Annotated in this window: 20 protein-coding genes; 6 read left to right on the forward strand and 14 right to left on the reverse strand. The window is 34.5% G+C overall.

Annotation, left to right across the window (positions count from 1 at the left end; all coding sequences use genetic code 11):
* Nucleotides 1-82 precede the first annotated feature (82 nt).
* Nucleotides 83-1,129, reverse strand: coding sequence for a hypothetical protein (locus ACO05S_RS01520; RefSeq protein WP_421919782.1), 1,047 nt, complete (start codon nucleotides 1,127-1,129; stop codon nucleotides 83-85).
* Between the two features lie 556 nt (nucleotides 1,130-1,685).
* Between ACO05S_RS01520 and ACO05S_RS01525 the strand changes: the two genes are divergently transcribed.
* Nucleotides 1,686-3,464 (forward strand): hypothetical protein, encoded by a 1,779-nt coding sequence (locus ACO05S_RS01525; protein ID WP_421919783.1) that lies wholly within the window; start codon nucleotides 1,686-1,688, stop codon nucleotides 3,462-3,464.
* A 1,123-nt stretch (nucleotides 3,465-4,587) separates the two neighbouring features.
* On the opposite strand, the gene ACO05S_RS01530 is transcribed toward ACO05S_RS01525, so the two are convergent.
* The 10 genes from ACO05S_RS01530 to ACO05S_RS01575 form a co-directional block, all read right to left on the reverse strand.
* A complete protein-coding gene (locus tag ACO05S_RS01530; RefSeq protein ID WP_421919784.1) occupies nucleotides 4,588-5,619 on the reverse strand; it encodes a beta galactosidase jelly roll domain-containing protein in 1,032 nt (343 codons plus the stop codon).
* A gap of 15 nt (nucleotides 5,620-5,634) precedes the next feature.
* A complete protein-coding gene (locus tag ACO05S_RS01535; protein WP_421919785.1) occupies nucleotides 5,635-6,717 on the reverse strand; it encodes a beta galactosidase jelly roll domain-containing protein in 1,083 nt (360 codons plus the stop codon).
* 45 nt (nucleotides 6,718-6,762) lie between these two features.
* Nucleotides 6,763-7,122 (reverse strand): hypothetical protein, encoded by a 360-nt coding sequence (locus ACO05S_RS01540; RefSeq protein WP_421919786.1) that lies wholly within the window; start codon nucleotides 7,120-7,122, stop codon nucleotides 6,763-6,765.
* 231 nt (nucleotides 7,123-7,353) lie between these two features.
* Entirely contained in the window at nucleotides 7,354-8,043 is a 690-nt protein-coding gene (locus tag ACO05S_RS01545) for a response regulator transcription factor (protein WP_421919787.1), read from the reverse strand.
* A gap of 26 nt (nucleotides 8,044-8,069) precedes the next feature.
* Nucleotides 8,070-9,602: a sensor histidine kinase gene (locus tag ACO05S_RS01550; RefSeq protein WP_421919788.1), complete on the reverse strand. Its 1,533-nt coding sequence runs from the start codon at nucleotides 9,600-9,602 to the stop codon at nucleotides 8,070-8,072.
* Between the two features lie 108 nt (nucleotides 9,603-9,710).
* Complete coding sequence (gene arsB, locus ACO05S_RS01555) at nucleotides 9,711-10,790, reverse strand: ACR3 family arsenite efflux transporter (protein WP_421919789.1); 1,080 nt, start codon at nucleotides 10,788-10,790, stop codon at nucleotides 9,711-9,713.
* A 31-nt stretch (nucleotides 10,791-10,821) separates the two neighbouring features.
* A complete protein-coding gene (locus tag ACO05S_RS01560) occupies nucleotides 10,822-11,247 on the reverse strand; it encodes an arsenate reductase ArsC (protein WP_421919790.1) in 426 nt (141 codons plus the stop codon).
* Nucleotides 11,248-11,296: 49 nt separating this feature from the next.
* Nucleotides 11,297-11,623: an ArsR/SmtB family transcription factor gene (locus ACO05S_RS01565; protein WP_421919791.1), complete on the reverse strand. Its 327-nt coding sequence runs from the start codon at nucleotides 11,621-11,623 to the stop codon at nucleotides 11,297-11,299.
* 146 nt (nucleotides 11,624-11,769) lie between these two features.
* Nucleotides 11,770-12,921: an iron-containing alcohol dehydrogenase gene (locus ACO05S_RS01570; RefSeq protein ID WP_421919792.1), complete on the reverse strand. Its 1,152-nt coding sequence runs from the start codon at nucleotides 12,919-12,921 to the stop codon at nucleotides 11,770-11,772.
* Nucleotides 12,922-12,947: 26 nt separating this feature from the next.
* Nucleotides 12,948-13,622, reverse strand: coding sequence for a type 1 glutamine amidotransferase domain-containing protein (locus tag ACO05S_RS01575; RefSeq protein ID WP_421919793.1), 675 nt, complete (start codon nucleotides 13,620-13,622; stop codon nucleotides 12,948-12,950).
* Between the two features lie 92 nt (nucleotides 13,623-13,714).
* Here ACO05S_RS01575 and ACO05S_RS01580 point away from each other — a divergent pair, with 92 nt between their 5' ends.
* The 5 genes from ACO05S_RS01580 to lysA all read left to right on the forward strand — a co-directional run bounded on the left by ACO05S_RS01580 (nucleotide 13,715) and on the right by lysA (nucleotide 18,287).
* Nucleotides 13,715-14,617 carry a LysR family transcriptional regulator gene (locus ACO05S_RS01580; protein ID WP_421919794.1) on the forward strand — a complete coding sequence of 301 codons (903 nt, stop codon included), beginning with the start codon at nucleotides 13,715-13,717 and terminating at the stop codon, nucleotides 14,615-14,617.
* A 23-nt stretch (nucleotides 14,618-14,640) separates the two neighbouring features.
* Nucleotides 14,641-14,976: an arsenate reductase family protein gene (locus tag ACO05S_RS01585; RefSeq protein ID WP_421919795.1), complete on the forward strand. Its 336-nt coding sequence runs from the start codon at nucleotides 14,641-14,643 to the stop codon at nucleotides 14,974-14,976.
* Between the two features lie 143 nt (nucleotides 14,977-15,119).
* The gene (locus tag ACO05S_RS01590; RefSeq protein ID WP_421919796.1) at nucleotides 15,120-15,464 is read left to right on the forward strand and encodes a phenylpyruvate tautomerase MIF-related protein; all 345 of its coding nucleotides are present in this window, start codon (nucleotides 15,120-15,122) and stop codon (nucleotides 15,462-15,464) included.
* 326 nt (nucleotides 15,465-15,790) lie between these two features.
* Nucleotides 15,791-17,101 carry an aspartate kinase gene (locus tag ACO05S_RS01595; protein ID WP_421919797.1) on the forward strand — a complete coding sequence of 437 codons (1,311 nt, stop codon included), beginning with the start codon at nucleotides 15,791-15,793 and terminating at the stop codon, nucleotides 17,099-17,101.
* Nucleotides 17,102-17,129: 28 nt separating this feature from the next.
* Nucleotides 17,130-18,287, forward strand: coding sequence for a diaminopimelate decarboxylase (gene lysA / locus ACO05S_RS01600; RefSeq protein WP_421919798.1), 1,158 nt, complete (start codon nucleotides 17,130-17,132; stop codon nucleotides 18,285-18,287).
* Nucleotides 18,288-18,482: 195 nt separating this feature from the next.
* Here lysA and ACO05S_RS01605 read toward each other — a convergent pair whose 3' ends face one another.
* The 3 genes from ACO05S_RS01605 to ACO05S_RS01615 form a co-directional block, all read right to left on the reverse strand.
* A complete protein-coding gene (locus tag ACO05S_RS01605) occupies nucleotides 18,483-19,577 on the reverse strand; it encodes a DUF6268 family outer membrane beta-barrel protein (protein ID WP_421919799.1) in 1,095 nt (364 codons plus the stop codon).
* A 91-nt stretch (nucleotides 19,578-19,668) separates the two neighbouring features.
* Nucleotides 19,669-21,873 (reverse strand): patatin-like phospholipase family protein, encoded by a 2,205-nt coding sequence (locus tag ACO05S_RS01610; protein WP_421919800.1) that lies wholly within the window; start codon nucleotides 21,871-21,873, stop codon nucleotides 19,669-19,671.
* Nucleotides 21,874-21,890: 17 nt separating this feature from the next.
* The gene (locus tag ACO05S_RS01615) at nucleotides 21,891-24,260 is read right to left on the reverse strand and encodes a GAF domain-containing protein (RefSeq protein ID WP_421919801.1); all 2,370 of its coding nucleotides are present in this window, start codon (nucleotides 24,258-24,260) and stop codon (nucleotides 21,891-21,893) included.
* Between the last annotated feature and the right edge of the window lie 393 nt (nucleotides 24,261-24,653).

The following is a 24,653-nucleotide window of genomic DNA, read 5'->3' on the forward strand; positions in this document are numbered from 1 at the left end:
GCGGCTATAAAGCGTGGCAAGCTGCGTGTCACTTCCTTGTCAATTACTGCTAAGTTTGAGCGGCAAAATGCAGATCGATTACCTAGTTACCTTGCCATGATTCATAGCCGCTGTTAGCGGTAGATTTTTTATATCTAAGTTTTACATTTTTATCTAATCTCCGATATTTTTCTATTATCAAAGACTCCTCATTAAGTTCAATAATCTTAATATAATCATCACTGTTTGTTGGCCATTTTTCTGGATTATAAATAATTTGCCCTGACCTATCAATTTTCCATAATTCAATATTTTGGCTTTTTCCTACTGATTTAATTAATGTGTCTTGTTTAAATTCCAGTTTTTCTTTTAATCTTTTTTTCCCAGGCGGGGAAGGAGGAAGTATATAATTACAAGAATCAACTAGCTCAATTAAATCCCAGTTGCCAATTAATAAATCACTATTGTTTAAATATGTTGTATGAGATTTGGTAAGCTTTATGTAATAATCATTCTTCCCATATGCTTTCAATTTAAGTTCTTGTTCATTAAAACCAATTACCTGAAAAGGTGGCCAAAACAACGTGATATCAAATATAAAAAACAGTTCACCTAGGACATTTTGTAATTCCCAATTATGATTTGCTGTTAATAAACCTAATGTATCTGTATTTTTTACTTCTATATATCTATGATTTGAAAAAAATTGGAATTCTATTGTGTTTTTAATTATTGAATCCTCATAAGTAAAATTATTGCTAATTAGGAAATTGCTTAATTCATTTTTTGATTTTCCTAAATTAAAGCGTTCAATTTGTTTAAAGTAGGATTTAAAATTATTATCAGTGAGTTCATAAGTATTTTTAAATTTCTTTGATTTTATTAATCCCTCATTCTCAAGTTCATATTTTTTGATTGGTTCTGTAGGTTCTCTTAACTGATTGTCAAAATCGTAAATTTTTAAATCATTTAAATCGATTAACTTAGAACAATTACTCAGATTTAAAACACTATCGCCTTGTATTTTAAATGATTCAATTAAAATTTGATTCTTTTCATCAGCTTGGCAGCTTGTAAAAAGAGAAAGAACCAATATTTTATATATGAAATTGTTCATCGCTAATTTACCGCTAACTATTAATTTGTGCACTGGTGCACTTATTTTTCTTATCTCAGAGTAAAAAGGTGCACAATACACGCCAATACAGCATGTATTGTGCACCTTTTAAAAATCATCTTACGAATCTACAAAACAATAAAATACACACAAAGAAATCCTATAATAAATTTATAGGTCATAATGATTTTAAATCTCTTTACCTATCATCGAGAGATCATTCTAGTGTGAAGAGTGTTAATAAAACGAATTAAAGTTTTTGAAAATATTTTTCTTTTTACAAGGCAAGGTTTACAGGCATAGCCGTAGCTACGGCGAAAAAGCTTAACGCAGTAGAAAGGAAAATAGGTCAAAAAATTAGTTCGGGGAATTAGCATTCTTTACACTAGACTCAAATTTAAGTTCATACAACTGCGAGAGATCATTTTTACCCCGAAAAATCCATTGCAAATGGCCAGAGCAATTCTTTAAGTAAAACACTTATTCAGCCATAAAAGAATGCCAACAATAAAAGACTTATTTATCTTTTATTTAAAATTTTGTAACTTATCAAGTATGCTAAAGCAAATATCCACCAATTGTATTCGACATGAAAAAGGCAATCATTGTTTTCTTGTGTTTTGTAGCAAGCAATTTCGCTTATGGACAAAACAAAAAAATATTTCTTGAGATGGTAAATGGGATTAGTATGCCCAATGGCAATTTTAAGGATTTTGTTGAAGATGGATTCAACAACGAATTAACATTAAGCATGAATTTTTGCGATCATCTCTCGCTGGGAATAGGCCTTAAGCACTCCTCCTTTAATGTAAGAGAAGAATTTGGGCAGGTACAAGGCAGTCGCCAGCAATTTAGAAGTATAGGCTTCGATGTAGGGCCACAGTTTAGTATTGGGTCTGATAAAATATCAGTAAAAATATACGGACGAACTGGTTTAGCAGTAAATAGCACTCCTGAATTGATGATGCTACATCCTATTACTGATATCACGACAAGTAGTTTAAAACAGCAAAGCATAATGGCTTTAAGTGCACGTGTTGGAGCTAAAATTAACACTGAGCTCTGCCAAGGAATACATTTATTCCTGAGTAGTGAATATGCTGCATCAATTCATGGGGATGCCAGCTTTTACTCTAAGAACATATCGAAAGCCGTTGGTGCCGATGGCAGAATTGATCCTGATTTGGCTGGCGAAATTCCAACAACGAGCAGCAGTTTTAATTTTAATAGCTTAAATGTAAATTTTGGTGTTAGCATTCTTATGGGAAGAATGGGAAATCATCCAAACCGTAGAAATTCCAATCCGCTGTATCAAGCTAATCAGAATACAGGTGAAAACCCACTCTACCAGCAAGGCATAAGTGGTGATGCCGGACAAACACCGGGTAGTAAAGCACAAGATTACAATTCGAGCCGTAGTAACAATGCAAATAGTATTTCTAAGCCTAAGGATTCGGAAAATCATACAGGTGTAAAAGCGCAAGATTACAATTCGAGCCGTAGCAATACAACTGCTGCCATTGAGTTGGAGGAAGACAAAGACATAGTTGACAAGAGCAACTTAAAAGCTCAGGATTACAACTCAAGCAGAAGCAACAACTCTAGTGGTATCGAAAAAGACACCGATAATGGCAACATCCAAGGAGCCACAAAAGCGCAAGATTACAATTCGAGCCGAAGCAATACAACTGCTGCCATTGAGTTGGAGGAAGACAAAGACATAATTGACAAGAGCAACTTAAAAGCTCAGGATTACAACTCAAGCAGAAGCAACAACTCCAGTGGTATCGAAAAAGATACCGATAATGGCAACATCCAAGGAGCCACTAAAGCGCAAGATTACAATTCGAGCCGTAGCAATACAACTGCTGCCATTGAGTTGGAGGAAGACAAAGACATAATTGACAAGAGCAACTTAAAAGCTCAGGATTACAACTCAAGCAGAAGCAACAACTCCAGTGGTATCGAAAAAGATACCGATAATGGCAACACCCAAGGAGCCACTAAAGCGCAAGATTACAATTCGAGCCGTAGCAATACAACTGCTGCCATTGAGTTGGAGGAAGACAAAGACATAGTTGACAAGAGCAACTTAAAAGCTCAGGATTACAACTCAAGCAGAAGCAACAACTCCAGTGGTATCGAAAAAGATACCGATAATGGCAACACCCAAGGAGCCACTAAAGCGCAAGATTACAATTCGAGCCGTAGCAATACAACTGCTGCCATTGATACTGGTGATGATATTCGAGAATCGATGACTGCCAGGGAGAAAAGAAAAATCAAGCGAAAGCTAAAAAAAGAGGAACGAAAAAGATTAAAGGAAGAAAAAAAACGCAGAAAACTTCGAGCTACGAAAGTGTATTAAGCTTCGTTCAATTAAAACTATTCGCCACAGGAAATCCCATTTATTCAAGATTTGCTGTAGTAATCCAAAAGAATATCGGAATATTCTGAAAAGTTTTTAAAGTAAAGATTGGGTGAAGATGACTCTTTTATGAATGTAATTGCTTTGGGCATAAATATTCTCAAATTACCGAAGCAATATTGTGATGTTTCGAGGGGATTTTAGGAAATCTTCACTCAAAACCAGTGCAAGCTGTGACATTATTTTTAGTCGAACTCAAGCTTATTGGTGTAAGAAAGCAAGTTATGCCTATACTGAACCCAGCATGCTTAAAGACAAATGCTAATGATTATTTTGACCTTACAACTTCCACCTCCCAAGTCGACGAAAATTCGAAACCGATGAATCAAAGATATGATTTACCGATAAATCTGCTTCCAAAATTTTTTTTTGATCGGATTTACCGGTAAATCTGCTTCCCAGATTTTCTTTTGATTGGATTTACCGATAAATCTGCTTCCCAGATTTTTTTTTGATTGGATTTACCGGTAAATCTGCTTCCCAGATTTTTTTTTGATCGGATTTACCGGTAAATCTGCTTCCCAAATTTTTTTTTGATCGCATTTACCGATAAATCTGCTTCCTAATTTTTTTTTTGATCGGATTTACCGGTAAATCTGCTTCCCAAATTTTTTTTTGATTGGATTTACCGGTAAATCTGCTTCCCAAATTTTTTTTTGATCGGATTTACCGGTAAATCTGCTTCCCAGATTTTTTTTTGATCGGATTTACCGGTAAATCTGCTTCCCAGATTTTTTTTTGATTGGATTTACCGATAAATCTGCTTCCTAAATTTTCTTTTGATTGGATTTATATCAAAACAATTGTAAACCTATTCCTGAAAATATCAAATTGATAAATAACGTGAGCTCAACGTAAAATATACCCGCATATGCATCGCAGCTTAATCCCTGCGAAAGAATTTGGGGCTATTTTAAAGCATTTTTAAAAACATTTTTTTTGATGATATGGAAGATGTAACAGATTGGATTAAAGAATTTATTAACAATTCTACTCAAAATCAGTGCAAACTGTAACAATATTTTTAGTCGAACTCGGTCTGTTCGCTTAAAGCTTAGCTTGATTAATATTTATTTCTTCGTTTTTTCCAGTATTGGATGTAGTGCTCTTGCGATATCAAACCAATAGAACCTGTGTAAATCCCACCTCCTTTCATGGCATCGTAAACACGAACTACAATTGTATTTTTGGTATTGGCTTTAAGCAGATTTACGGGCAAATAATAAGCTCTTACCTGTTGCCACGAATCCGATCTTTCTCTAACTGTTTTAGGGACAAATGCACCCGATTGTCCAACCAGTACTCCATTCACAAACACCTGATCTATGTCGTCAATCTTGCCTAATGCCAATACCATTCTATCTTTAAGAAACTTTTGTTCTAAATTAAATTCGAGAACATAACAAGCATATCCGTCGTAATCTTTATATCCCTGATTTTCCCAATTTCCGGGAACTACAATACTATCCCAATCGTTAATTTTGCTAATATCCTCGTGAGCATAAGCACCCAATTTAAATTTCCAGGTTCCACTTAGGTCAACTTCAACCGGAATAGCATCTCGATCCATAAATAAAGAAATATCGCCATGAGTAATTCCACCCTCGCCTACATCGTCGTATACACGAACTGCAATGGTATTGGTTTCCTGAATTAAACTGGCCGGAACATGGTAAGCCCGATGTGCATTATAGGCAGTGGCATACTTGGGTGGAAAGTTTCCGGTTTTCCCGATTCTTTTGCCATTAAAAAACACCTCGTCAACATCGTCGATATTGCCTAATTGCAAGTACAAAGACTGATTATTGGGAAGCTGCCTTTTATGGAAAGTTTTTCGATACCATGCATAGCCATCGTAGCCATGAAATCCTTGATTCTCCCATGCCGAAGGAACATCAATCCATTCCCAATCCGAATCGTCGAAGTCCGGATTGGCCCATTCTTGGCTATCACCTATTGTAAACTTCCATCTTTCGTTTAGATCCATTACCTTATTCAGGTTTTGAGCCAAACCATAGTGATTAATTACAATAAGCAGAGAAAGAACCAAACTTAATTTGTTTAATAGATGTGATATTTTTGAAATATGAATCATTCTGTTGGTGTTTTATTAATCGAACCAGTAATCCAAAAACTTTTGGAAAGGACTCCTGGAATCTTTAATTGATTTATTTCGAATTTTTTGTGCGCTTTCTTTGCCGATAATTCCAATAGGCCCATTGTAAATTCCTCCTGGCCCTCCATGATCTCTCACAATAATTTCAATATAGTTTTCGTGACCCTTAATCAATAGTTTATCCGGAATTTCGTATGCCCTAAGAATATAATTTGCCGAAATGTGGGAATAACTTCTTCTTTTTCTTTTCAAATCGAGAATTCCACCAATTTTTTCACCATTCAGATAAACTTCATCAATATCATCGATATAACCTGCAAACAAAACTTGATTTTGAGTACTTAAATGAATGGGATACACGAATCGTTTCGAATAAATGGCTTTTCCATCAAGAAAACTATAACCCCTTGCCTCCCAAAAGCCTGGAACAAATATCTTACCTTCTTTCTGTGTAATTACCTTTTTATGATTTTCGCTTATTTCCTTGCTTGTTTCAAAATCCCAGTAACCACTTAGGTCAACATTCATTTTGTGCTGATCGGCATCGAATGTAATATTGATATTGCCACCAACAATACCACCATCGCGATAATCGTCGTACACCCGAACGGCAATTAAATTCTCACCTTCCTGATTCAAAATCTCCTTAGGAACAGGATACATTCTTGGAATGTTATAAGCTGTTTGCGAGACCGGTCCCATAACACCCGAGGCACCAAGCAACTTTCCATTCACATACACCTCATCGGCATCATCGATGTAACCAATATTTAAGTATACATATGATACCGATTTTGGAATGGTAATACTAAAATTCTTTCTATACCATGCATATCCATTGTAATTGCTAAACCCGTTTCCCTCCCATGATTTGGGAACAAACACCTTTTCCCATTCAGAGTCGTTGTATTGCGGAGAAGCCCAGTTTGGGTCATCCCCTATGGTAAACTTCCAATATCCTTTAAGGTTCACCAAGGATTTAAGTTCTTTCGCAAATGCATTACCAACTGATGTAACAATCAATAATGTGATTAGAGATATCCTAAACAATGCCAGTATATTTTTTCTATTATTCACCTTAAGTCTTATTTAACGTCGAACTCACGTTATTTAATATTACCTTTAGTAGATTTCAAATTTTAAACGCAAAGCCAACTCTTCTCCTCTAAGTGCAGCCGTTGTTTTAATCTTTTTTCGTTCCATGCTTCTGCGTATAGCTTTCTTAAGCTCTTCGTCAAAGCCAATTAACTTGCTTACCACCACCTCATTATTTTCATTTACTGTGCAACGCAATACGATTGATTCCGATTCGCCTTCTTCCATGAAATCGCAAAAACAAGTCTGACTAGCGAGTCTTTGAATTTTCTTTAATACCGCAATCTTTTCTTTATCAATTTTAGTTTTTTCGGGCGTAATTGCCATTGATATATTTACAGTTAGCAAACAAGCTACAACTATCATCAATCCTTTTATCCTTTTCATGACCCTATTTTTATAGTTTACAATTCAGTTGGAAATTTTAGAAGATCGGAATCGCGCGCCTTCCGTTCTTTTCTAATCTTAAATTTCTATTGTAAAATTAGGGCGAGTTTGCATCATATGTGTCATCACAAAATCAGCAATTGTCATAAGTTGTCATCAACAACAAAACATACACAGTAAACCAATTTACTACAGCTCAAGATTGCAGTGCAAACTGATAAGTGATCATTGCTAACTGCAAATTAATTTGTATCCTACTCCATGCACCGTTAATATAATTTTAGCATGATTTGGATCATCTTCAATTTTCTGCCTCAGTTTCAGAATAAAATTATCAATCGTTCTTGATGTTGGTTGATATTCCATTCCCCAAACATTGTCAAGCAAATCATCCCGGCTTACAGTTTTATTCTTGTTGTCCCATAAATAATTTAGAACTTCAACTTCTTTATGCGACATCTTTACCTCTTTGCCATCAACAAATCCTTCGAAAGAATTAAAGTCAATCTTCAACCTTCCTACTTGTATCTTCTTGTTCTGGTTTGTTTCCATTACAGATTGAGTTCTTCGCAGCACAGCTCGAATTCTTGCCAAAAGTTCTCGTAAACCAAAAGGCTTTGTAATGTAATCATCCGCTCCAAGTTCCAGACCTAAAACTTTATCAATTTCCTCCCCTTTTGCAGTAAGCAAAATAATGGGTGTTTGAATGCCTTGTGCCCTTGCTTTTTTACAGATATCAAAACCAGATATTTTGGGTAGCATCACATCTAGTAAAACCAAACTGTACTTGTTGGTCAGAATTTTATTTAAACCTAATTCACCATCATCGGCCGTATCAACCAGGTAGGATTCAAATTCAAGATTATCTTTCAGGCCCATTAACATGCTGGGCTCATCTTCTACAATTAAAATGGGATACATCTTATTATTTGTTTGTGTAAATTCATTTATTTAAGAGGAAAAAATAGAGTAAAACATGATCCTTTACCCATAATACTATCCAATTCAACTTTTCCATTATGTGCTTCCATAATGTGCTTAACAATGCTTAAACCTATTCCCGATCCTTTAGCTTTGTGGGCTAAATTTCCCGAGGTAACTCTATAAAACTTATCGAACACAAAGGGCTGATCTTTCTTTTCTATGCCTATACCAAAGTCTTTCACTTGTATTCGCACATAAGCAGATTCTATGCTCGAACCAATAGCCAGTTTCTTTACATCAGCACTATATTTCATACCATTATCAATTAAATTGATAATGGCTTCGGCTACAGCCTCCTTATCCAAATTTAGCTCGGGCATTTTATCTGCAAGCTTCAGTTCTATTTCAAAGCCATTCTGATCGAAATGTTGCTTGTAATTTTCAAGAATTGTTTCAATCTCGTTATTTAAATTGCAAATGGAAAAATGATATTCTCTCTTCCCTCTCTCAATTCTACTAAAATTAAGAATCTTGTTCACCATTTTCGATAAGCGATTGGCTTCTATGTTGATCACTTTATAGTATTCCTTTTTCTTTTCTTCGGAAGGAATCCGTCCCATTTCAAGAGTTTCGGAATACATGTTAATCAATGCCAAAGGTGTTCTTATTTCGTGCGATACATTGGAAATAAATTCTGTTTTAAGCTGATTTAGTTTGATCTGTTTCCGGATGTTTTTGAAAACAAACCATGCTCCTAACAATAAAATGATATCCATTACAATCAAAAGAATAATATTGGTACGTGTTCGCTCCCGCACCAAATCTTCTATGGTATTTCCACGCATCTGAATGCCAAGTTCATAGCCCGGCAGTAGCCAAATCGCTTTCTTTTGCTTTATATTCTTATCCTCAACACCTTGATTTATATTCGCAAAAACTTCTAAGGAGCCATTTTCTTTGTATACAGAAATATAAAAACGATCCTGAGCAACCATCTGAATTTTTGGACCAAGATTTTCACGAATAAACTTATCGGTATCAAGCAAGAGCAGAACCGTGCTCACCTGCACAGAATCCTGCTTTGCAGCAAAGGCAAATAAGCTTTTATGGGGAAAAGAATTGCTTAATGCTTCAATTTTTCGATAGCCATTATTCACATACCTCCGAAGCAATTCGATTTTTTTTAGATTCGAAGCAAAATCAATTTCTAGTTGATTGATTAAACTATTGATACTATCATCAGGAATTTTCTTTTTGGCGAACAATTCCAAACCCGAAACCCCTTTAATTCCAATGGCATCAATCGAATAGTTTTTTGTTATGATTGTTTCAATGTCATCAGTTTCTCGCTCCAATTGATTGGCCCAACCACTTAATACATCATCAGAATACTGATTTAATGAAAATAACACAGATTCTAGTTGCCCTGTATAAATGGAGTCGATAACCGCCTCGTTTTTACTTAAATTACTGATTTCGTATGCAGAAAAGAATAAGGAAGGCAGAACCAATATTAGGGTTAAAACAATACCGATTTTTAATCCGGATTTTATCATTGAATTTGCTTTTGTTTACCCAAATATACGTAAAAAGCCATGACTCAAACTGAATCATGGCTCGGAATTTAAGAACTTAAAATTACCTGTGCCTGAAAGCAAACACAGTTAACTTTTAGAGTCGGCAGCGCACTTTACATCAAGTTTGCCACCAAAATATTTTTCTTTAAATCGTAAGGCAACATTTACCAAAGCAATTAATACAGGCACCTCGACCAATGGACCAATAACTGCTGCAAAAGCCACTCCCGAATTGATACCAAATACTGCAATGGCTACTGCAATGGCCAATTCAAAATTGTTACTTGCTGCTGTAAACGAAAGGCTTGTAGTCTTTGAATAGCCTGCCTTAACTTTTAATCCCATAAAAAATGAGATCAGGAACATGATTACAAAATAAATTACCAAAGGAATTGCAATACGAACCACATCGAATGGCAACTGTACGATGTGTTCTCCTTTTAATGAGAACATCACAAATATTGTAAATAGCAATGCAATTAGTGTAAGCGGACTAATTTTCGGAATAAATTTCTTCTGATACCAATCTTTGCCTTTGGCTTTAATTCCAAAGTAACGAGTAAGCATGCCTGCGAAAAATGGAATTCCAAGATAAATTAATACACTCTCGGCAATATCTCCCATGCTTACATCTACTACCGAGCCCTGAAGACCAAAATACTCTGGCAATAAGGTAATAAACACATAGGCATAAACCGAAAAGAACAGTACTTGGAAAATACTATTGAATGCAACCAAACCTGCAGCATATTCCGGATCGCCTTTTGCCAAATCGTTCCATACAATTACCATGGCAATACATCGTGCCAAGCCAATTAAAATCAATCCTGTCATGTATTCAGGATAATCTTGCAAGAAAACAATGGCCAAAGCAAACATTAAGCTTGGCCCCAATAGCCAGTTTTGCACCAATGACAAGATTAAGATCTTACGATTCTTAAATACATCCTTCAGCTCCTCATATTTTACTTTCGCCAAAGGAGGGTACATCATAATTACCAAACCAATTGCAATTGGAACATTTGTGGTTCCTACCGATAATTTGTTCCAGAATCCAGCCATTGCCGGGAAAAAATAACCTGCTCCAACTCCTATTGCCATAGCTGCAAAAATCCACAGAGTAAGGTATCTGTCTAAAAAGGATAATTTTTTATTTAACGCTCCCATAATATTACAATTTGCTACCCTAATAATTAATTTACACTTTCTTTAAAATGTAATCGTCGTTGAATTTTACGAAATCTCTACTGATTTCATCTCGCACTCTTCGGAATACCTCAAAAATTTCTTCTTCGGTTCCCTCAGCATATGCAGGATCATCGAAACCAATGTGAAGGCGAGTACCTACAGGTCCAAGGAATGCAGGACAAGCATCTTTTGCACCACCACAAACCGAGATTAGAAAGTCAACACCTTCCTCCAAAAACTCATCCACCATTTTAGGACGCTGCTCGCTGATATCTATTCCGATTTCAGCCATAGCTTTTACTGCAAGAGGGTGCACTTGATCAGCAATTTTAGTTCCTGCAGAAACTACCTCCAATTCCGGATTGATATCTCTCAAAATGGCTTCACCCATTTGACTTCTGCATGAATTTCCTGTACACAACACTAATACTTTCATCTGTCTTTTCTTTTGTTTCAATTGTTTCAGCCTAGGAGCTGAGTGATTATTAACAAGTTTTACTATCACAAGGAGTAATTTCTTCAAGTAGATCTCCAAAAACACTTTTTAGTTTTTCGATACCTTCTTTATTCAAACAGTATTTAATCTTTAAGCCTTCAACATCGCCTTGAATGAAACCAATTGACTTTAACTCTTTTAAATGCTGCGAAACTGTTGTTCTGCTAAGAGGAAGATAATCAGAAATATCCCCTGAGATACAAGTAGGTGTTGAAGCTAAAAACTGTAAAATCGCGATTCGTGCAGGGTGAGATAATGCTTTTGCCAATGCCGCTATCTCCTGCTGCTTTTTTTCAAATAATTCTAACTTTTTCATGATTTCAGCTTAATTAATCTCTAATGACGCAAACATACGTCATTGATTTTAATTTTCAAATGCATTTGCTAAATTTTGACGATTTCTTAACACAAAAAAAGTCCCTTCCAAACGAAAGGGACTCTGCTAACTATTTCATAAACAATCTACAAACGCGACTCTAAAATTCCAGCAACATCGCTTGTGGCAACATCTGGCAGCATTCCCACATACCCACGTTCTATAAATCTTTTAGAAATGGTATCAATACTATCCTGTCCAACATTGTGATCTCCTAAACGAGTTTTGATGCCTACACTCTGAAAAAACTCTTCTGTTTTCTGAATGGCAAGGGTTTTTCTTTCATCATCCGTTCCTTCGGTGATGTTCCAAACTCTTTCGGCATACTGTAGTAGTTTTTCACCCCGTTGCTCTTTCAACTTTGTTAATAAACCTGGAAGAACAATTGCTAAAGTTACCGCATGATCGATTCCGTGGAAGGCAGTCAATTCGTGACCAATCATATGAGTGGACCAATCGCTCTTCACTCCCATAGCAATCAAGCCATTTAATGCCATGGTTGCAGCCCACATTAAGTTGGCTCTGTTTTCGTAATCGGGAGTTTCTGCTGCAATTGCTTTTGGACCTTCCTCAAGTAATGTCAACAAGATTCCCTCTGCAAACCGATCTTGTACCGGAGAGTTTACATTGTAAGTTAAATATTGCTCCATTACGTGTACAAATGCATCAACAATACCATTTGTAATTTGTCGCATAGGCAATGAATAAGTTGTTTCAGGGTCAAGCACTGAAAATTTTGGGAATAATAATGGACTTCCAAATGACAACTTTTCTTGGGTTGCTGCCTTTGTTACAACACCTGCACTATTCATTTCAGAACCTGTAGCAGCCAAAGTTATAACTGCTCCTAGATCTACTGCTTTAGCAATTGGTGCGCGTTTGGCCAAGATATCCCACTCATCCCCTTCAAAATAAGCTGCTGCAGAAATAAATTTTGTTCCATCAATAACAGATCCTCCACCTACGGCCAATATGAAATCAATATTTTCATTTCTTACAATTTCAACAGCTTTCATCAAAGTCTCGAAGTGAGGGTTTGGTTCAATTCCTCCAAACTCCACAATTTTATGACCCTTTAATGCAGCCATAACCTGATCGTAAACACCATTTTTCTTGATACTACCACCACCATAAGTCACTAAAATCTTTGCATCTTTTTGAATGTGTTTACCCAATTCTGCAATTTTACCTTTCCCAAAAAGGATTTTAACTGGATTATAAAAATCAAAATTTTCCATTTTCTCGAATTTAATTACTTAGTATTCTATATTTTCGTTTTTAATATTTTTACCAATTCCTTCGACATTAACATATCAGAAGCCGGATTTTGACCCGTAATCAGCCTACCATCAGCTATTACATATTCTTGCCAGTTGGCTTTGCACGAATATTTTGCACCTCTCTTAACCAACTCTGTTTCCAAAAGAAATGGCACCTTAACATCTGTACCTATAGATCTTTCTTCATTATTGCTAAAGGAGGTTAAATTTTTGCCTTCCACCAAATATTTCCCATCGGATAGGATGACATTTAAAAGTCCTGCTCCTCCATGACAAACCGCACAAACCACTCCTTGCTTTTCATAAATATCCGCTGCAATTTTTGCTATTTCTTTGTTGATTGGCAAATCAAACATGACTCCATGTCCTCCTGGAAAATAAATTGCATCATAGTTCTCGGCCTTAATGTCATTTGGATGATAAGAATTGTAGAATTTTTCCATTGCATCTTTGTTCTTAAAAAAACATTTCACTTTAGGATGATCAAGATCTAACTGTTTAGCAGGTATTTTTCCCCCTTTTGGTGACACAAAATCAATATCAACTCCATTTTTTATAAGATAAAAATAGGGACCTGCAATCTCAAGTAAATTACATCCCGACTCCCATCCTTTCTCATCTTTAAAATAACTTGTTAGTGCAAATAAAATTCTGGCCATGTTTGTCAATTTATTTGTGCTAAATTAAGCGCTCTTTTTGTATTAATAAACTTATTCTTTTTATACTTTTATATAAATTTATTTATACAAACATGGTAAACCTTGAGTGGTACAGGACTTTTAAAGCCATATACGAACGCGGCACCTTAACAGGAGCAGCCGACACTTTATTAATCACACAACCAGGTGTTAGTCAACAACTGACTGCACTCGAAACCTATATGGGCGTTAAGCTATTTGAGCGTAAGCCTCGAAAAATGCTACCTACTCCACATGGCATGCAGCTCTACATTCAAGTGGAAGAGGCCATTCTGCAATTAGAAAAAACGGAAGAGAATTTCAAACGAAAAACATTAATCAATCGTCCTACGGCTAAAGTGGGTATGTCAATAGAAATGTTTAATTATGCCTTTGCCAATATATTGGATAAATTGGATATGAATGTTGAGTTTACTTTTGGGGAATATGAAAATCTTCAATCAAAACTCTTTGCGAAAGAGCTGGATTTAACCATTACTAACCTTCAGCATAACTATCAAAACATTGTATACAAACATTTTTGCAGAGAAGCTTTGTTGTTGGTATGTAGTAAAGATTTAGATACCATTCCATTTAATAGGTTTATATATGAACGAAAAATTGAACAAGCCGAAAAATGGTTAAGCAAGCAAAATTGGTATTCCTATACTCACAAAATGGAGACTATAAAAGCATTTTGGAATCAAAACTTTAAAAAGAAGCCTTATTTTAAACCACGCTATGTAATACCAAGTTTAAGTGCTATGTTGCATGCCATTCAATTAAATAAAGGAATTTGCCTTTTGCCTTCCGGCTTATGTCAAGATTTATTAAGCGCAAAGGAAATTATTGAAGTTTGGCAAGGTGTTCAAACAACCTACTACAATAAGTATTTTGCCATTCAAACACAAAGTAAAAATCTAAAACAGGTAGAGGAAATAGTTGATACCATTGAAAGATATACGACTTGTAAATAATACTGGTATAATATTAAGCAAACATGAAAAAAATTTATCATTTAGGTAACTGTTCAGCTTGTCAGCGAATAATAAAAGAATTACAAATTGACTCGAGTTTTGAATTACAGGATATCAAAAAGCAAAAAATAACAGCAAGCCAGCTGAAACAAATGAAAGAGCTAAGCGGATCGTACGAAAGCTTGTTTAGTAGAAGAGCCATAAAATACAAGGAGCTTGGACTAAAAGACAAAGTTTTGAGTGAAGATGATTATAAAGAATACATCTTAAACGAATACACTTTTTTAAAACGCCCCGTACTTTTGATTGATGGATCAATATTTATCGGCAATACAAAAAAACAATTGAGAATGCCTTAAAAGCAATAGGAAAGTAATAATAAATGAATGAGCTGTATTTTGTAAATTTCTGATTTAGTAATAACTTATGCAACGTATTCAAATATTCTGAATGCCCTTAATGTATCAATTCTCCTTTATTAGAAACCTTAAAACTTTTACCAATGCCGTATTTAAAAGTTCAGACTAATGGAAGTTTCTCCAGTAAGAAACAACAAAGCTTTTTAAAAGAATGTTCCTCTTTAATCTCTTTTGAACTTGGAAAACCAGAAAAATATGTGATGACTGCTTTTGTACCAAAAATAGAAATGACCTTAGGTGGCTCAATAGATTCTGCTGTATTCCTTCAATTAAAAAGCATTGGCCTACCCGACACAAAAACCAAAGATTTATCGAATAAATTTGCCACTATAGTTGAAGAGCAACTAAAAATTCCGAAAGACCGTGTTTATATTGAATTTATGGATGTTCCCCGTGGCTTCTGGGGTTGGAACGGGATTTTGTTTTAATTTTCTCTTCAAAGTTCAAGTGTAAAAAAACATATTGAGTTAATTTTTTAACAATTGGGTAAATTTTTATTGCATTTAAAAAAAATTTACACACCTTTACATCCTAAATAATAATTGTAAACACATATGTCATTTACATTAAAATACAAGAAACAGAATCGACGCAATAAACAAATGTTGTGTAAGTAAATTGTAGAATAATGTAAAGCTTAAAAATATCGAAGCCTGCAGAAATTCTGCAGGCTTTTTTAAAACAGTAATTTTTTTAAAAGTCGCTTAAAAATTTATTCCCAAAAATTCGGGATAATAAACTAAACTATTAACCAATGAAAGTTTTAAAATTCGGTGGTACCTCAGTTGGATCTCCTGAAAGAATTCAAAATTTGGCAAAATTGGTTCAGCACAACGAACCTATTATTATCGTTTTATCAGCTATGGCAGGAACAACAAATGCCTTAGTCGAAATTACTGATCTCCTTTACAGAAAAGAGATGGAAAAAGCTAGTAAACAAATCAATAAACTAGAGGCACAATATCGAAAACGAATTGATGAATTATTTACTACCGAGAATTTCAAAACCAAAGGCAATGAGCTGATTACATCTCATTTTAACTACATCAACAACTTTGTAAACAGAAGTTTTACAGCCTTACAGGAAAAAGCAATTTTGGCACAAGGAGAATTAATTTCAACTGCTATGTTTCATTACTATTTATCCGAAATAGGAGTTGATTCAGCTTTCTTACCAGCTTTGAATTTTATGAGAATTGATAAGGATGGTGAACCTGATTATTTCTACATTGAAGAAAACCTGAAACGCCTTCTTGCTGATGAATCGGAACAAAAACTATTCATTACTCAAGGATTTATTTGTAGAAATGCATACGGTGAAGTTGATAATCTTAAAAGAGGTGGTAGCGATTATACTGCATCGCTTATTGGTTCAGTACTACAAGTAGATGAAGTTCAGATCTGGACGGATATTGATGGGTTCCACAATAATGATCCTCGATATGTAGAAAATACATCTGCACTTGAGCAATTATCATTCGACGAAGCAGCAGAACTAGCTTACTTTGGTGCCAAAATTATGCACCCATCAAGCATTATGCCCTGCAAGCTAAAAAGTGTTCCTGTAAGATTAAAAAACACATTGAGCCCGGTTGATGAAGGTACTTTAATTACCAATAATGAAAGTGGTAAGGGAATTAAAGCCATTGCCGCCAAAGATGGCATTACAGCTGTGAAAATTAAATCGGGACGAATGCTATTGGCTTATGGGTTTTTGCGCAAAGTGTTTGAAATTTTCGAGATTTATAAAACGCCTATCGACATGATTACCACTTCGGAGGTAGCTATTTCTCTTACCATTGATGATGCATCAAATTTAAAAGAAATTGAATCGGAGTTAATAAAATTCTGCAATGTTGAAATCGATGAGAACCAGTCTATCATTTGTATTGTTGGTGATTTCATTTCAGAATCCACGGGAAGTGCCAAAAAAGTACTTGATGCATTGGAAAACATTCCTTTAAGAATGATTTCTTACGGAGGAAGCAAGCACAATATTTCTGTTTTGGTAAATCAAAATGACAAAGTATCCGCATTACAAGCTTTAAGTAAAAATTTATTTTAGATTATTATATTCAAATTTTAATTGAATCATGTTCAGCAGTAAAACAATAGAACAATTCAAAAATATTTCCACTCCTTTCTACTTTTACGATATGGAGTTATTAAAAGACACATTAGAGCTCATTCAATCTGAAGCATCTAAATATGGATATCATATTCATTATGCAGTAAAAGCCAATGCAAATCCTAAGATAATGAGATTAATTCAATCTTATGGTTTTGGTGCTGATTGCGTAAGTGGCAATGAAATCAAAAGATCTTTAGAAACAGGTTATTCCGCTGACAAGATTGTTTATGCTGGTGTGGGAAAATCAGATAAGGAAATTTTAACTGCTCTCGAGACTGGTATTTTCTGCTTTAATTGTGAATCAATTCCGGAAATTGAATTGATTAATGAATTGGCAGAACAATTGAATAAAAAGGCCAGAATTGCAATTAGAATTAACCCCAATGTAAATGCCAATACGCATCATTACATTACAACCGGAATCGAAGAAAATAAGTTCGGAATTAACCGCTGGGAGTTTGATTCTGTGATTGAAACATTGGATAATTCAAATCATATTGAATTGATTGGATTACATTTTCACATTGGTTCACAGATTACGGATTTAAGCGTATTTAAAGGTCTTTGCCTAAGAATTAATGAAATACAGGAGTGGTTTAACGAGCGTAAAATTTTTACCGATCATATAAATGTTGGTGGCGGATTTGGAGTAGACTACAATCACCCTGATAAAAATCCCATTCCAAATTTTGCCAGCTTCTTTAGCATATTTGATGAATTCTTAAATCTAAAGCCCAATCAAGAATTACATTTCGAACTGGGCAGGTCAGTGGTTGCACAATGTGGTAGCTTGATTTCAAGAGTTTTATATGTGAAAAATGGTATAAATACAAAATTTGCCATACTAGATGCAGGAATGACTGAATTGTTGCGTCCTGCTCTTTATCAAGCATATCACAAAATAGAAAACATCAGCTCTAATGAAAAATCAGATACTTATGATGTAGTTGGACCAATCTGTGAATCATCTGATTGCTTTGGAAAAGCAGTAAGTTTACCTGCAACGAAAAGAAATGACTTATTAGCTATCAGATCTACTGGAGCTTATGGAGAAGCAATGGCATCAAAATATAACCTTAGGGATATTGCTGAATCAGTATTTTCTAATGAGATATTGTAATAATAAGCTTTATAGCATTTTCTTGACATACTGGTATTACAGCAACAGTTCGAATCAACCTTAATATTTTGTATCATTTTTTCCTGCACCTTTCAGGAAGGTGCTTACACAAGGTGTATTTTCTTTCCTCTAACCTACAGAAAGAAAAATACACCTGCATACTGTATAATACCATTTAACATTGATTAATAAAAGCTAAATTTTTAATCCGATTCTTTTGAGCAATGATTTCGAAGGAACAATGAACAAAGTAAATTTGTAAAACATTCCTCCTTTTGCATAAGAATCTATAATGATATCCTTGTCCTTTACTTTGCCTCCTGTTAAACTAAGAGTATGATTCTTATTGGTTACATCAAAATTAATATTACTACGATATCCTCCTTCCAGAGATAACCATAACCAATCGGTAATTCCCTTTTCCATTTCCATTGAGAAATTCACATCAGACCTTCTAAACTCAAGGGTTCTAAAATTACTTAAGGGTAGACTATTTAATTCAACAATATTTTCAGCTGGCCGCTCGTCGAAATGAATGCTATAGCTTCCTCCTTTTAAATATGCCTTAGCACTAATAAAACAAAGTGTAGAAGCTTGGTATCTTAATTTTACCTTAGCAGGTAAAAATGCCTCAACTCCCCATTTATCGGTAAAAGTATGGTTGTATACAAAAGTAGGAAAAACCAATGGCTCTCCGAAAGTATACGAAAATGCAAGTCCAAGACCCCAGGATTTGTATTTATTTACTTTCCATCCAACAACAGGAGAAATTTCCATTTTTAAAAAAGTATACTTGCTCACATCTCTAATATGATCTTTCCAGTAATCTCCTTTTAACCTTCCATTAAAACGGAATATAAAATAACGGTTCCTCTTCCATTGTGTCATCAGATAGAAACTTCCTCCCAAACTTTTCATATTCTTATCGTGTAACCTCCTATAAAAAGGATAGGTAATATTCTTACTATCATGAAAATGAATTTCCTCATCACTATACTCGATACTACCTGCAATTTTAAGATTCTTTTTTAACAATAAAGGGAACCGGAGTTTTGTCCTAAAAATCCGATTGTAATCGATTCTTCCCTTGCCATCGTCATAAATATCTGATTTCGAACCAACATCAAAACCTGTCATTCCATGATAAGAAGCTTCGTATCCGCGAACAGGACTACTACCAATAACACTTGGATTCCAATCGTATTTTGTAGAATCGTTACTAAATTGAGCCTGAGCACAATAAGCAATCATAAAAATAAACATAAACAGGATAAGTTTTTTTAAATTCATACAACATGTTATTAAATAAGGGACGTTATAAACCTCTCTATGACATTGACAGGAACGAACTAATTATTGAATTATTACTAGCGAATTCTTTTTAGAACCAATACCCTAAACTAACATAGTTTAGAACTTTTTGTTTTTTATTAGAAAACATTAAAGAAAACTCCATTGGACCTATAAGACTATTGTAAGAGTAAGTTACTCCCAAGCCAGTAAGCCACTCTCCAGTGTTTAATGATTCGTTTACATCCTCGGTAATTTTTCCAACATTTGCCTTAAATATCAAGTAATTATTCCTAAACAATTCGTATTGAAAATCACCCCTAAAAACAAATGAATTCGTAGAAGAAACCTCCATTCTTTCTAATCCAACAAAAGGCATTTGTATATCAAAATAATCAGTTTGATCTATTCCCCCAGTGTAAGTTAAAAAGAAGTCCGGAATTTTTTTCCCCCAAATAACTCTACCATAAAATTTCGGATAAACGGTAAATTTTTCGTTAACACTAATGGCTTTTTGAAACTTCACATAAGCTATAGATGCAGGTCTTTCCATTCCTTCCAAGCTTGCACCATTATTAGTAACTAATTTATACTCGCCAAACAAACTAATGCCTTTTTTGGGATAATAAGCTTTCTCATGAGAATCTAATCGCAAAGTTGCATAGTAAGAGAAAAAATAATCCTCATCATTTCCTACCACTAACTCCGGTAATGTAAAATTTGATTCCACATGATAATACTCAACTCTTGCTCCAACCCCTACAGAATACGATTCTTTTAGAATGGAATGTATATTCATATCCAATTTGAGGTAATCCAAATCATAATTCCCAATCTGCTCCCAATCTTGATATGCATTCACATTCCAATCGTTATATTCGACCTTTAATGTAATGCCTGGCTTTAAACCATTATCAACTGCATAGGTAGCTACAAACCGAGGGGTTTCTGATAGTTTTAAATCCAAAGACAAATGAGAACCACTTCTAAGCTTGTTTCGAAAGGTTGTATTTAAAAGTACACCAGCTTTATTATCGGAATCGTAACGAAGTCCAACATTAAACCTTTTTGTTGTTCGTTCTTTTACTCTTACTTGAAGTGTTTTAGCCCTGTCACCCAATAACCTAAAGTCAATTTGGTCGAAATATCTACTACCATATCCCCAATTGATACCTTGTTTTATTTGATAAAAGCTAACTTCACCCGGAATATCAAGATTAAACTTACCTGCCAATAATGATTTACTAACCTCATTTAATCCACTATATTCAACATTTTTGACGTAGTACGTCGTTGTATCAACTGCTTCCTTATATTCCTTTGTCTTTCTTTTTTCTAGTTGATATTTTTCTTTTAATTCTCTTAAAACCGGAATAAATTTTCTACCGATCTCTTCTCCTTTATGAATTAATGAATCTGCCTCATTAAAGCTACCAACCGAATAATTATTAATTTCAGGCTTAATGTACACATCCACAAAATCGATGTTTTTTTTAAACTCATTAAGCGACATTAATGATACCGATTGATTGATGATATCTAGAAAAGATTTTAACTCCTCCTTTGATTTTGGCCCGGCTTGAACATCAACACCTATCACAATATCGGCACCCATGTCTACAACCTCCTTAACAGGAAAGTTATTCACCATTCCTCCATCAACCAATAATCTACCACCAATTTCAATGGGTGAAAAAACAGTAGGAATAGCCATACTTGCTCTCATGGCTTCGGGCAAGTAGCCTTTGTCCAGTATTACCGCTTCACCAGATTCAATATCAGTTGCAACACAAACAAAAGGAATAGGCAGTTTTTTAAAATCTGTTACATCATGATAGTCTATTGATAGCCTCTCAAATAAATTAATTACATTCTGACCCTTCACAATACCACTTGGCAGCTGTATTCCTTTGGGTTTTATAGGAAATGACAATACATGACGTTCATAATTCTGTTTTTCGTGAAATGGAACATATTTTCTGGAAATTTCGTCGGCTAGTAATTTATCCCAATTCTGACTTAGAATCATTTCTTCAATCTGTTCAGCAGAATATCCTATAGCATAAAAGCCTCCAATAATACTACCCATACTTGTACCAGCTATATAGTCGATTGGTATTTCAAGTTCATCAATAACTTTTAGTACCCCTACGTGAGCAAACCCTTTAGCCCCGCCTCCACTCAATACCAGTCCAATTTTTGGTCTCTTCTTATTGTTTAAAGTATCCTTGTTAACACTTGCCAAAGAAGAAAAACCAAGGACAAAGGATAAAACTATCAATAGAGAATATTTCATTAAAACAGGATTATGATTTAATTTTCAATTTTAAGTTCCTTTGCAAGCTTTAATACATCCTTCTCTTCCTTTCCGTTTTTTACCTTCACACGTATAGCCCTTAAGCCATAAACACCTTGCAAATCTTCAAGGGTATGATATTCAATTTTATCTTCGAAATAACCAGCTGCAATTAAGTACTCTAAATATCGCTGGTATTCTGCCATTTCCTTCTCTTGACTAAAAATAATGGCCAACATCCCTGGCTGTGTTAGCCGCTCATCCGTACCCTTAATTTTTGCCTTATCAATTCTCTTCTTCACAATTTCGTAGCGAATATTGTAAGCTCCATCCACATCAAATTTTTTCTCATCCTGGCGGAAACGAATTGCCAATGGCTGACTGTGCACAAGTATTAATCCTGTTGTATCCATCGGGATCGGCAATGATTTCTTAAGGGCATCAGTTTTACGAGCCATTTCGGCACTTACAATCAACTGCCAAAGCCTTAAGTTTTTCAAATAAATTCTATCGAAATTTAAATTATTCGCAATGCTTTCTCCAATGTATATATTGTGCTCAACTCCATCGGTTCTGTATTTTTCGAAATAATGAGGGAACATTGATTGAGCTTTTTCTTCCTCTTGCTCCAAGTAACTTGTAACACAATCGTTAATCATTCCAAGACTATCTTCAAAATCTTTTCTACGCTTGTATACTAAATTTAACTCCCGATTAATATTTTGTTTGTATTTTTTAATAGTCTGCTTTACCTCTTCCCCATTTTCTTCGAAATGAGGAAACAAAGTTTCAACATCTTGTCTTATAAAATTTAGTACATTCATTTCGTCGCCTGATGACAAACCTTTCATGATACCATTTTTAAAGTAATCGATCTTATATATCAACTGATCGTAAATTGGCATCGCCTTAATTTCATTTACCTTAACAAGAACATTTTGAACCAAGTCGAGCTGTTCTAAAAGATCATCCTGAATGGTTTGATTGCGAATAACTGAGGAATGACGCACATCTACTGCTCCATAGAGAGGAAATACATTTGGAAAAACTATTTCTTCCATCCGGGAACTCTCACCACTCCCTTTTTTGAACAATAAGTTAGATGCCGCTTTTGCAAAACGCCACTCCACACTTGGATGTATAGCCGTACATTCTTCTTTAATAATAGCTTCAATCTTATTTTGGAGTTCTTCACTACTTCGTTGAATTGCAATTGAAAACACAGGAATTATATCCTTTATAATCCGAAGTTTAGAAAATGATATATCATTAGCTTTATTGGATCCCAATTCGATAACACCTACTAATTCTTTGTAACTGTACAGAGGAATCACGGCTAAGTTTCTTATTCCCTCATCCAGCAAAGCTTTTTCGATTTTTTTTAGGTTTTCCTTTTTGGAAAGGTCGTTGATTAAAACAGGGCCTCCTTGCATCACGGCATCTTCATAAATGCTATCTTGATAATCTTCACATTTAAATTTATCCGCATCAAGAAAACCATGCCAAAAGTCAGATGGGTTTACAACATTTCCCTGATGCATTACCAAAGCCATGATCCCCAATTTAAGATTTGGTAATTCTAAAAGAGAGCGAACATTTTGTTCTAACAGATTAAAATTATTTCTGTTTATGATTGATGATTTTTCCAGCAATTGCGATTTCAATGATGAGATGACCTCAATCTGGCTAACATCTATATATCTATAGGGTATAAATCCTGAAAACTTAAACTTATTAAGTGGAAGTGTTTCCAACCAAAAATCCATATTAACAGGATCGTTAATCATTTTATACAATTGCTCTTCACTTACTTGTGGTAACTTTCCTGTATGCGAAATATCAATACATGATTTATCAAATTCTAATTTATAATACTTCACAAGATCATTTAATTTATCTGTAATCTTATAAAGAAACAAATATCCAATGCCCAAATCAAAATTGTAGTATTTTTTTAAAACTATCGAATAAGCATAGAATAACATGCTAAAAGTTTTAAAGCATTTGTCTTGATCCTTTTGCTCAACAAGTTCTATGGTTAAATTTTCATTTTCGTATAGTTCCTGATATTTTGGAGTATAATAAAAGTTTTTATCCTCGAATGGTGAAGCCACAAAGCCAATCTGTTCCTGGTACTGGAATGGGGTAAAGAAATACCCCATTAAGACATGAATCTCTTCTTTATATTTTTCAACTAGATCCACATCAAAATCCTTACTTGCCAATTCCGGTTTATCCTGAACCAACTTAAGAATAGATTCTCCTTGAACATTAATCTTTCCTTGTTGCTCTTTAAGTGCTCTTAATTTATTAATTAATGGCGCAAAACTAAGTGATTTCTTAAATGGAACTTCTTTTATACTAAGCTTTAACTGATCCAATTTCATCTGTTTATAATTTTTTTCCATTTGTCAGATGGAAGCCACAAGATCAAAATAATCATTACCATGAATGTTTGATAATGACTTTAATCATGTTCGTTTCACATTTTTTTAATATTCCCCGATTATCAACTACAAAAGTAGGTGTTTTTAGACTGCTTTAAAAGCTGGTATCGTCAAATAGAAGACATTTAAAGCTTTTTTTAAAAACTTAGAGATAAAAAGTCTAATGAATAAGCAAAGATAAAGTTTGAATCAGATGGTCAAAGCAATAATCGGTAAATAGAGGTGTGAAGCAGGTAAACTGTTAATTAATATCTGTATTAACATGAAATACTTTTATAACTCTAAATAAAAATATTACAATTTAGTAAGCTCAAACCCTATCCCAAAACTTTA

The organism is Marinifilum sp., from assembly GCF_965230805.1.
GTDB lineage: Bacteria > Bacteroidota > Bacteroidia > Bacteroidales > Marinifilaceae > Marinifilum.

What these genes read in the sequence shown, in the direction of transcription:
- ACO05S_RS01525 (WP_421919783.1), top strand. Translation starts at nt 1,686, where the DNA reads ATGAAAAAGGCAATCATTGTTTTCTTGTGTTTTGTAGCAAGCAATTTC.
- ACO05S_RS01530 (WP_421919784.1), bottom strand. Translation starts at nt 5,619, where the DNA reads ATGATTCATATTTCAAAAATATCACATCTATTAAACAAATTAAGTTTG.
- ACO05S_RS01540 (WP_421919786.1), bottom strand. Translation starts at nt 7,122, where the DNA reads ATGAAAAGGATAAAAGGATTGATGATAGTTGTAGCTTGTTTGCTAACT.
- ACO05S_RS01545 (WP_421919787.1), bottom strand. Translation starts at nt 8,043, where the DNA reads ATGTATCCCATTTTAATTGTAGAAGATGAGCCCAGCATGTTAATGGGC.
- ACO05S_RS01550 (WP_421919788.1), bottom strand. Translation starts at nt 9,602, where the DNA reads ATGATAAAATCCGGATTAAAAATCGGTATTGTTTTAACCCTAATATTG.
- arsB (WP_421919789.1), bottom strand. Translation starts at nt 10,790, where the DNA reads ATGGGAGCGTTAAATAAAAAATTATCCTTTTTAGACAGATACCTTACT.
- ACO05S_RS01560 (WP_421919790.1), bottom strand. Translation starts at nt 11,247, where the DNA reads ATGAAAGTATTAGTGTTGTGTACAGGAAATTCATGCAGAAGTCAAATG.
- ACO05S_RS01565 (WP_421919791.1), bottom strand. Translation starts at nt 11,623, where the DNA reads ATGAAAAAGTTAGAATTATTTGAAAAAAAGCAGCAGGAGATAGCGGCA.
- ACO05S_RS01570 (WP_421919792.1), bottom strand. Translation starts at nt 12,921, where the DNA reads ATGGAAAATTTTGATTTTTATAATCCAGTTAAAATCCTTTTTGGGAAA.
- ACO05S_RS01575 (WP_421919793.1), bottom strand. Translation starts at nt 13,622, where the DNA reads ATGGCCAGAATTTTATTTGCACTAACAAGTTATTTTAAAGATGAGAAA.
- ACO05S_RS01580 (WP_421919794.1), top strand. Translation starts at nt 13,715, where the DNA reads ATGGTAAACCTTGAGTGGTACAGGACTTTTAAAGCCATATACGAACGC.
- ACO05S_RS01585 (WP_421919795.1), top strand. Translation starts at nt 14,641, where the DNA reads ATGAAAAAAATTTATCATTTAGGTAACTGTTCAGCTTGTCAGCGAATA.
- ACO05S_RS01590 (WP_421919796.1), top strand. Translation starts at nt 15,120, where the DNA reads ATGCCGTATTTAAAAGTTCAGACTAATGGAAGTTTCTCCAGTAAGAAA.
- ACO05S_RS01595 (WP_421919797.1), top strand. Translation starts at nt 15,791, where the DNA reads ATGAAAGTTTTAAAATTCGGTGGTACCTCAGTTGGATCTCCTGAAAGA.
- lysA (WP_421919798.1), top strand. Translation starts at nt 17,130, where the DNA reads ATGTTCAGCAGTAAAACAATAGAACAATTCAAAAATATTTCCACTCCT.
- ACO05S_RS01605 (WP_421919799.1), bottom strand. Translation starts at nt 19,577, where the DNA reads ATGAATTTAAAAAAACTTATCCTGTTTATGTTTATTTTTATGATTGCT.
- ACO05S_RS01610 (WP_421919800.1), bottom strand. Translation starts at nt 21,873, where the DNA reads ATGAAATATTCTCTATTGATAGTTTTATCCTTTGTCCTTGGTTTTTCT.
- ACO05S_RS01615 (WP_421919801.1), bottom strand. Translation starts at nt 24,260, where the DNA reads ATGAAATTGGATCAGTTAAAGCTTAGTATAAAAGAAGTTCCATTTAAG.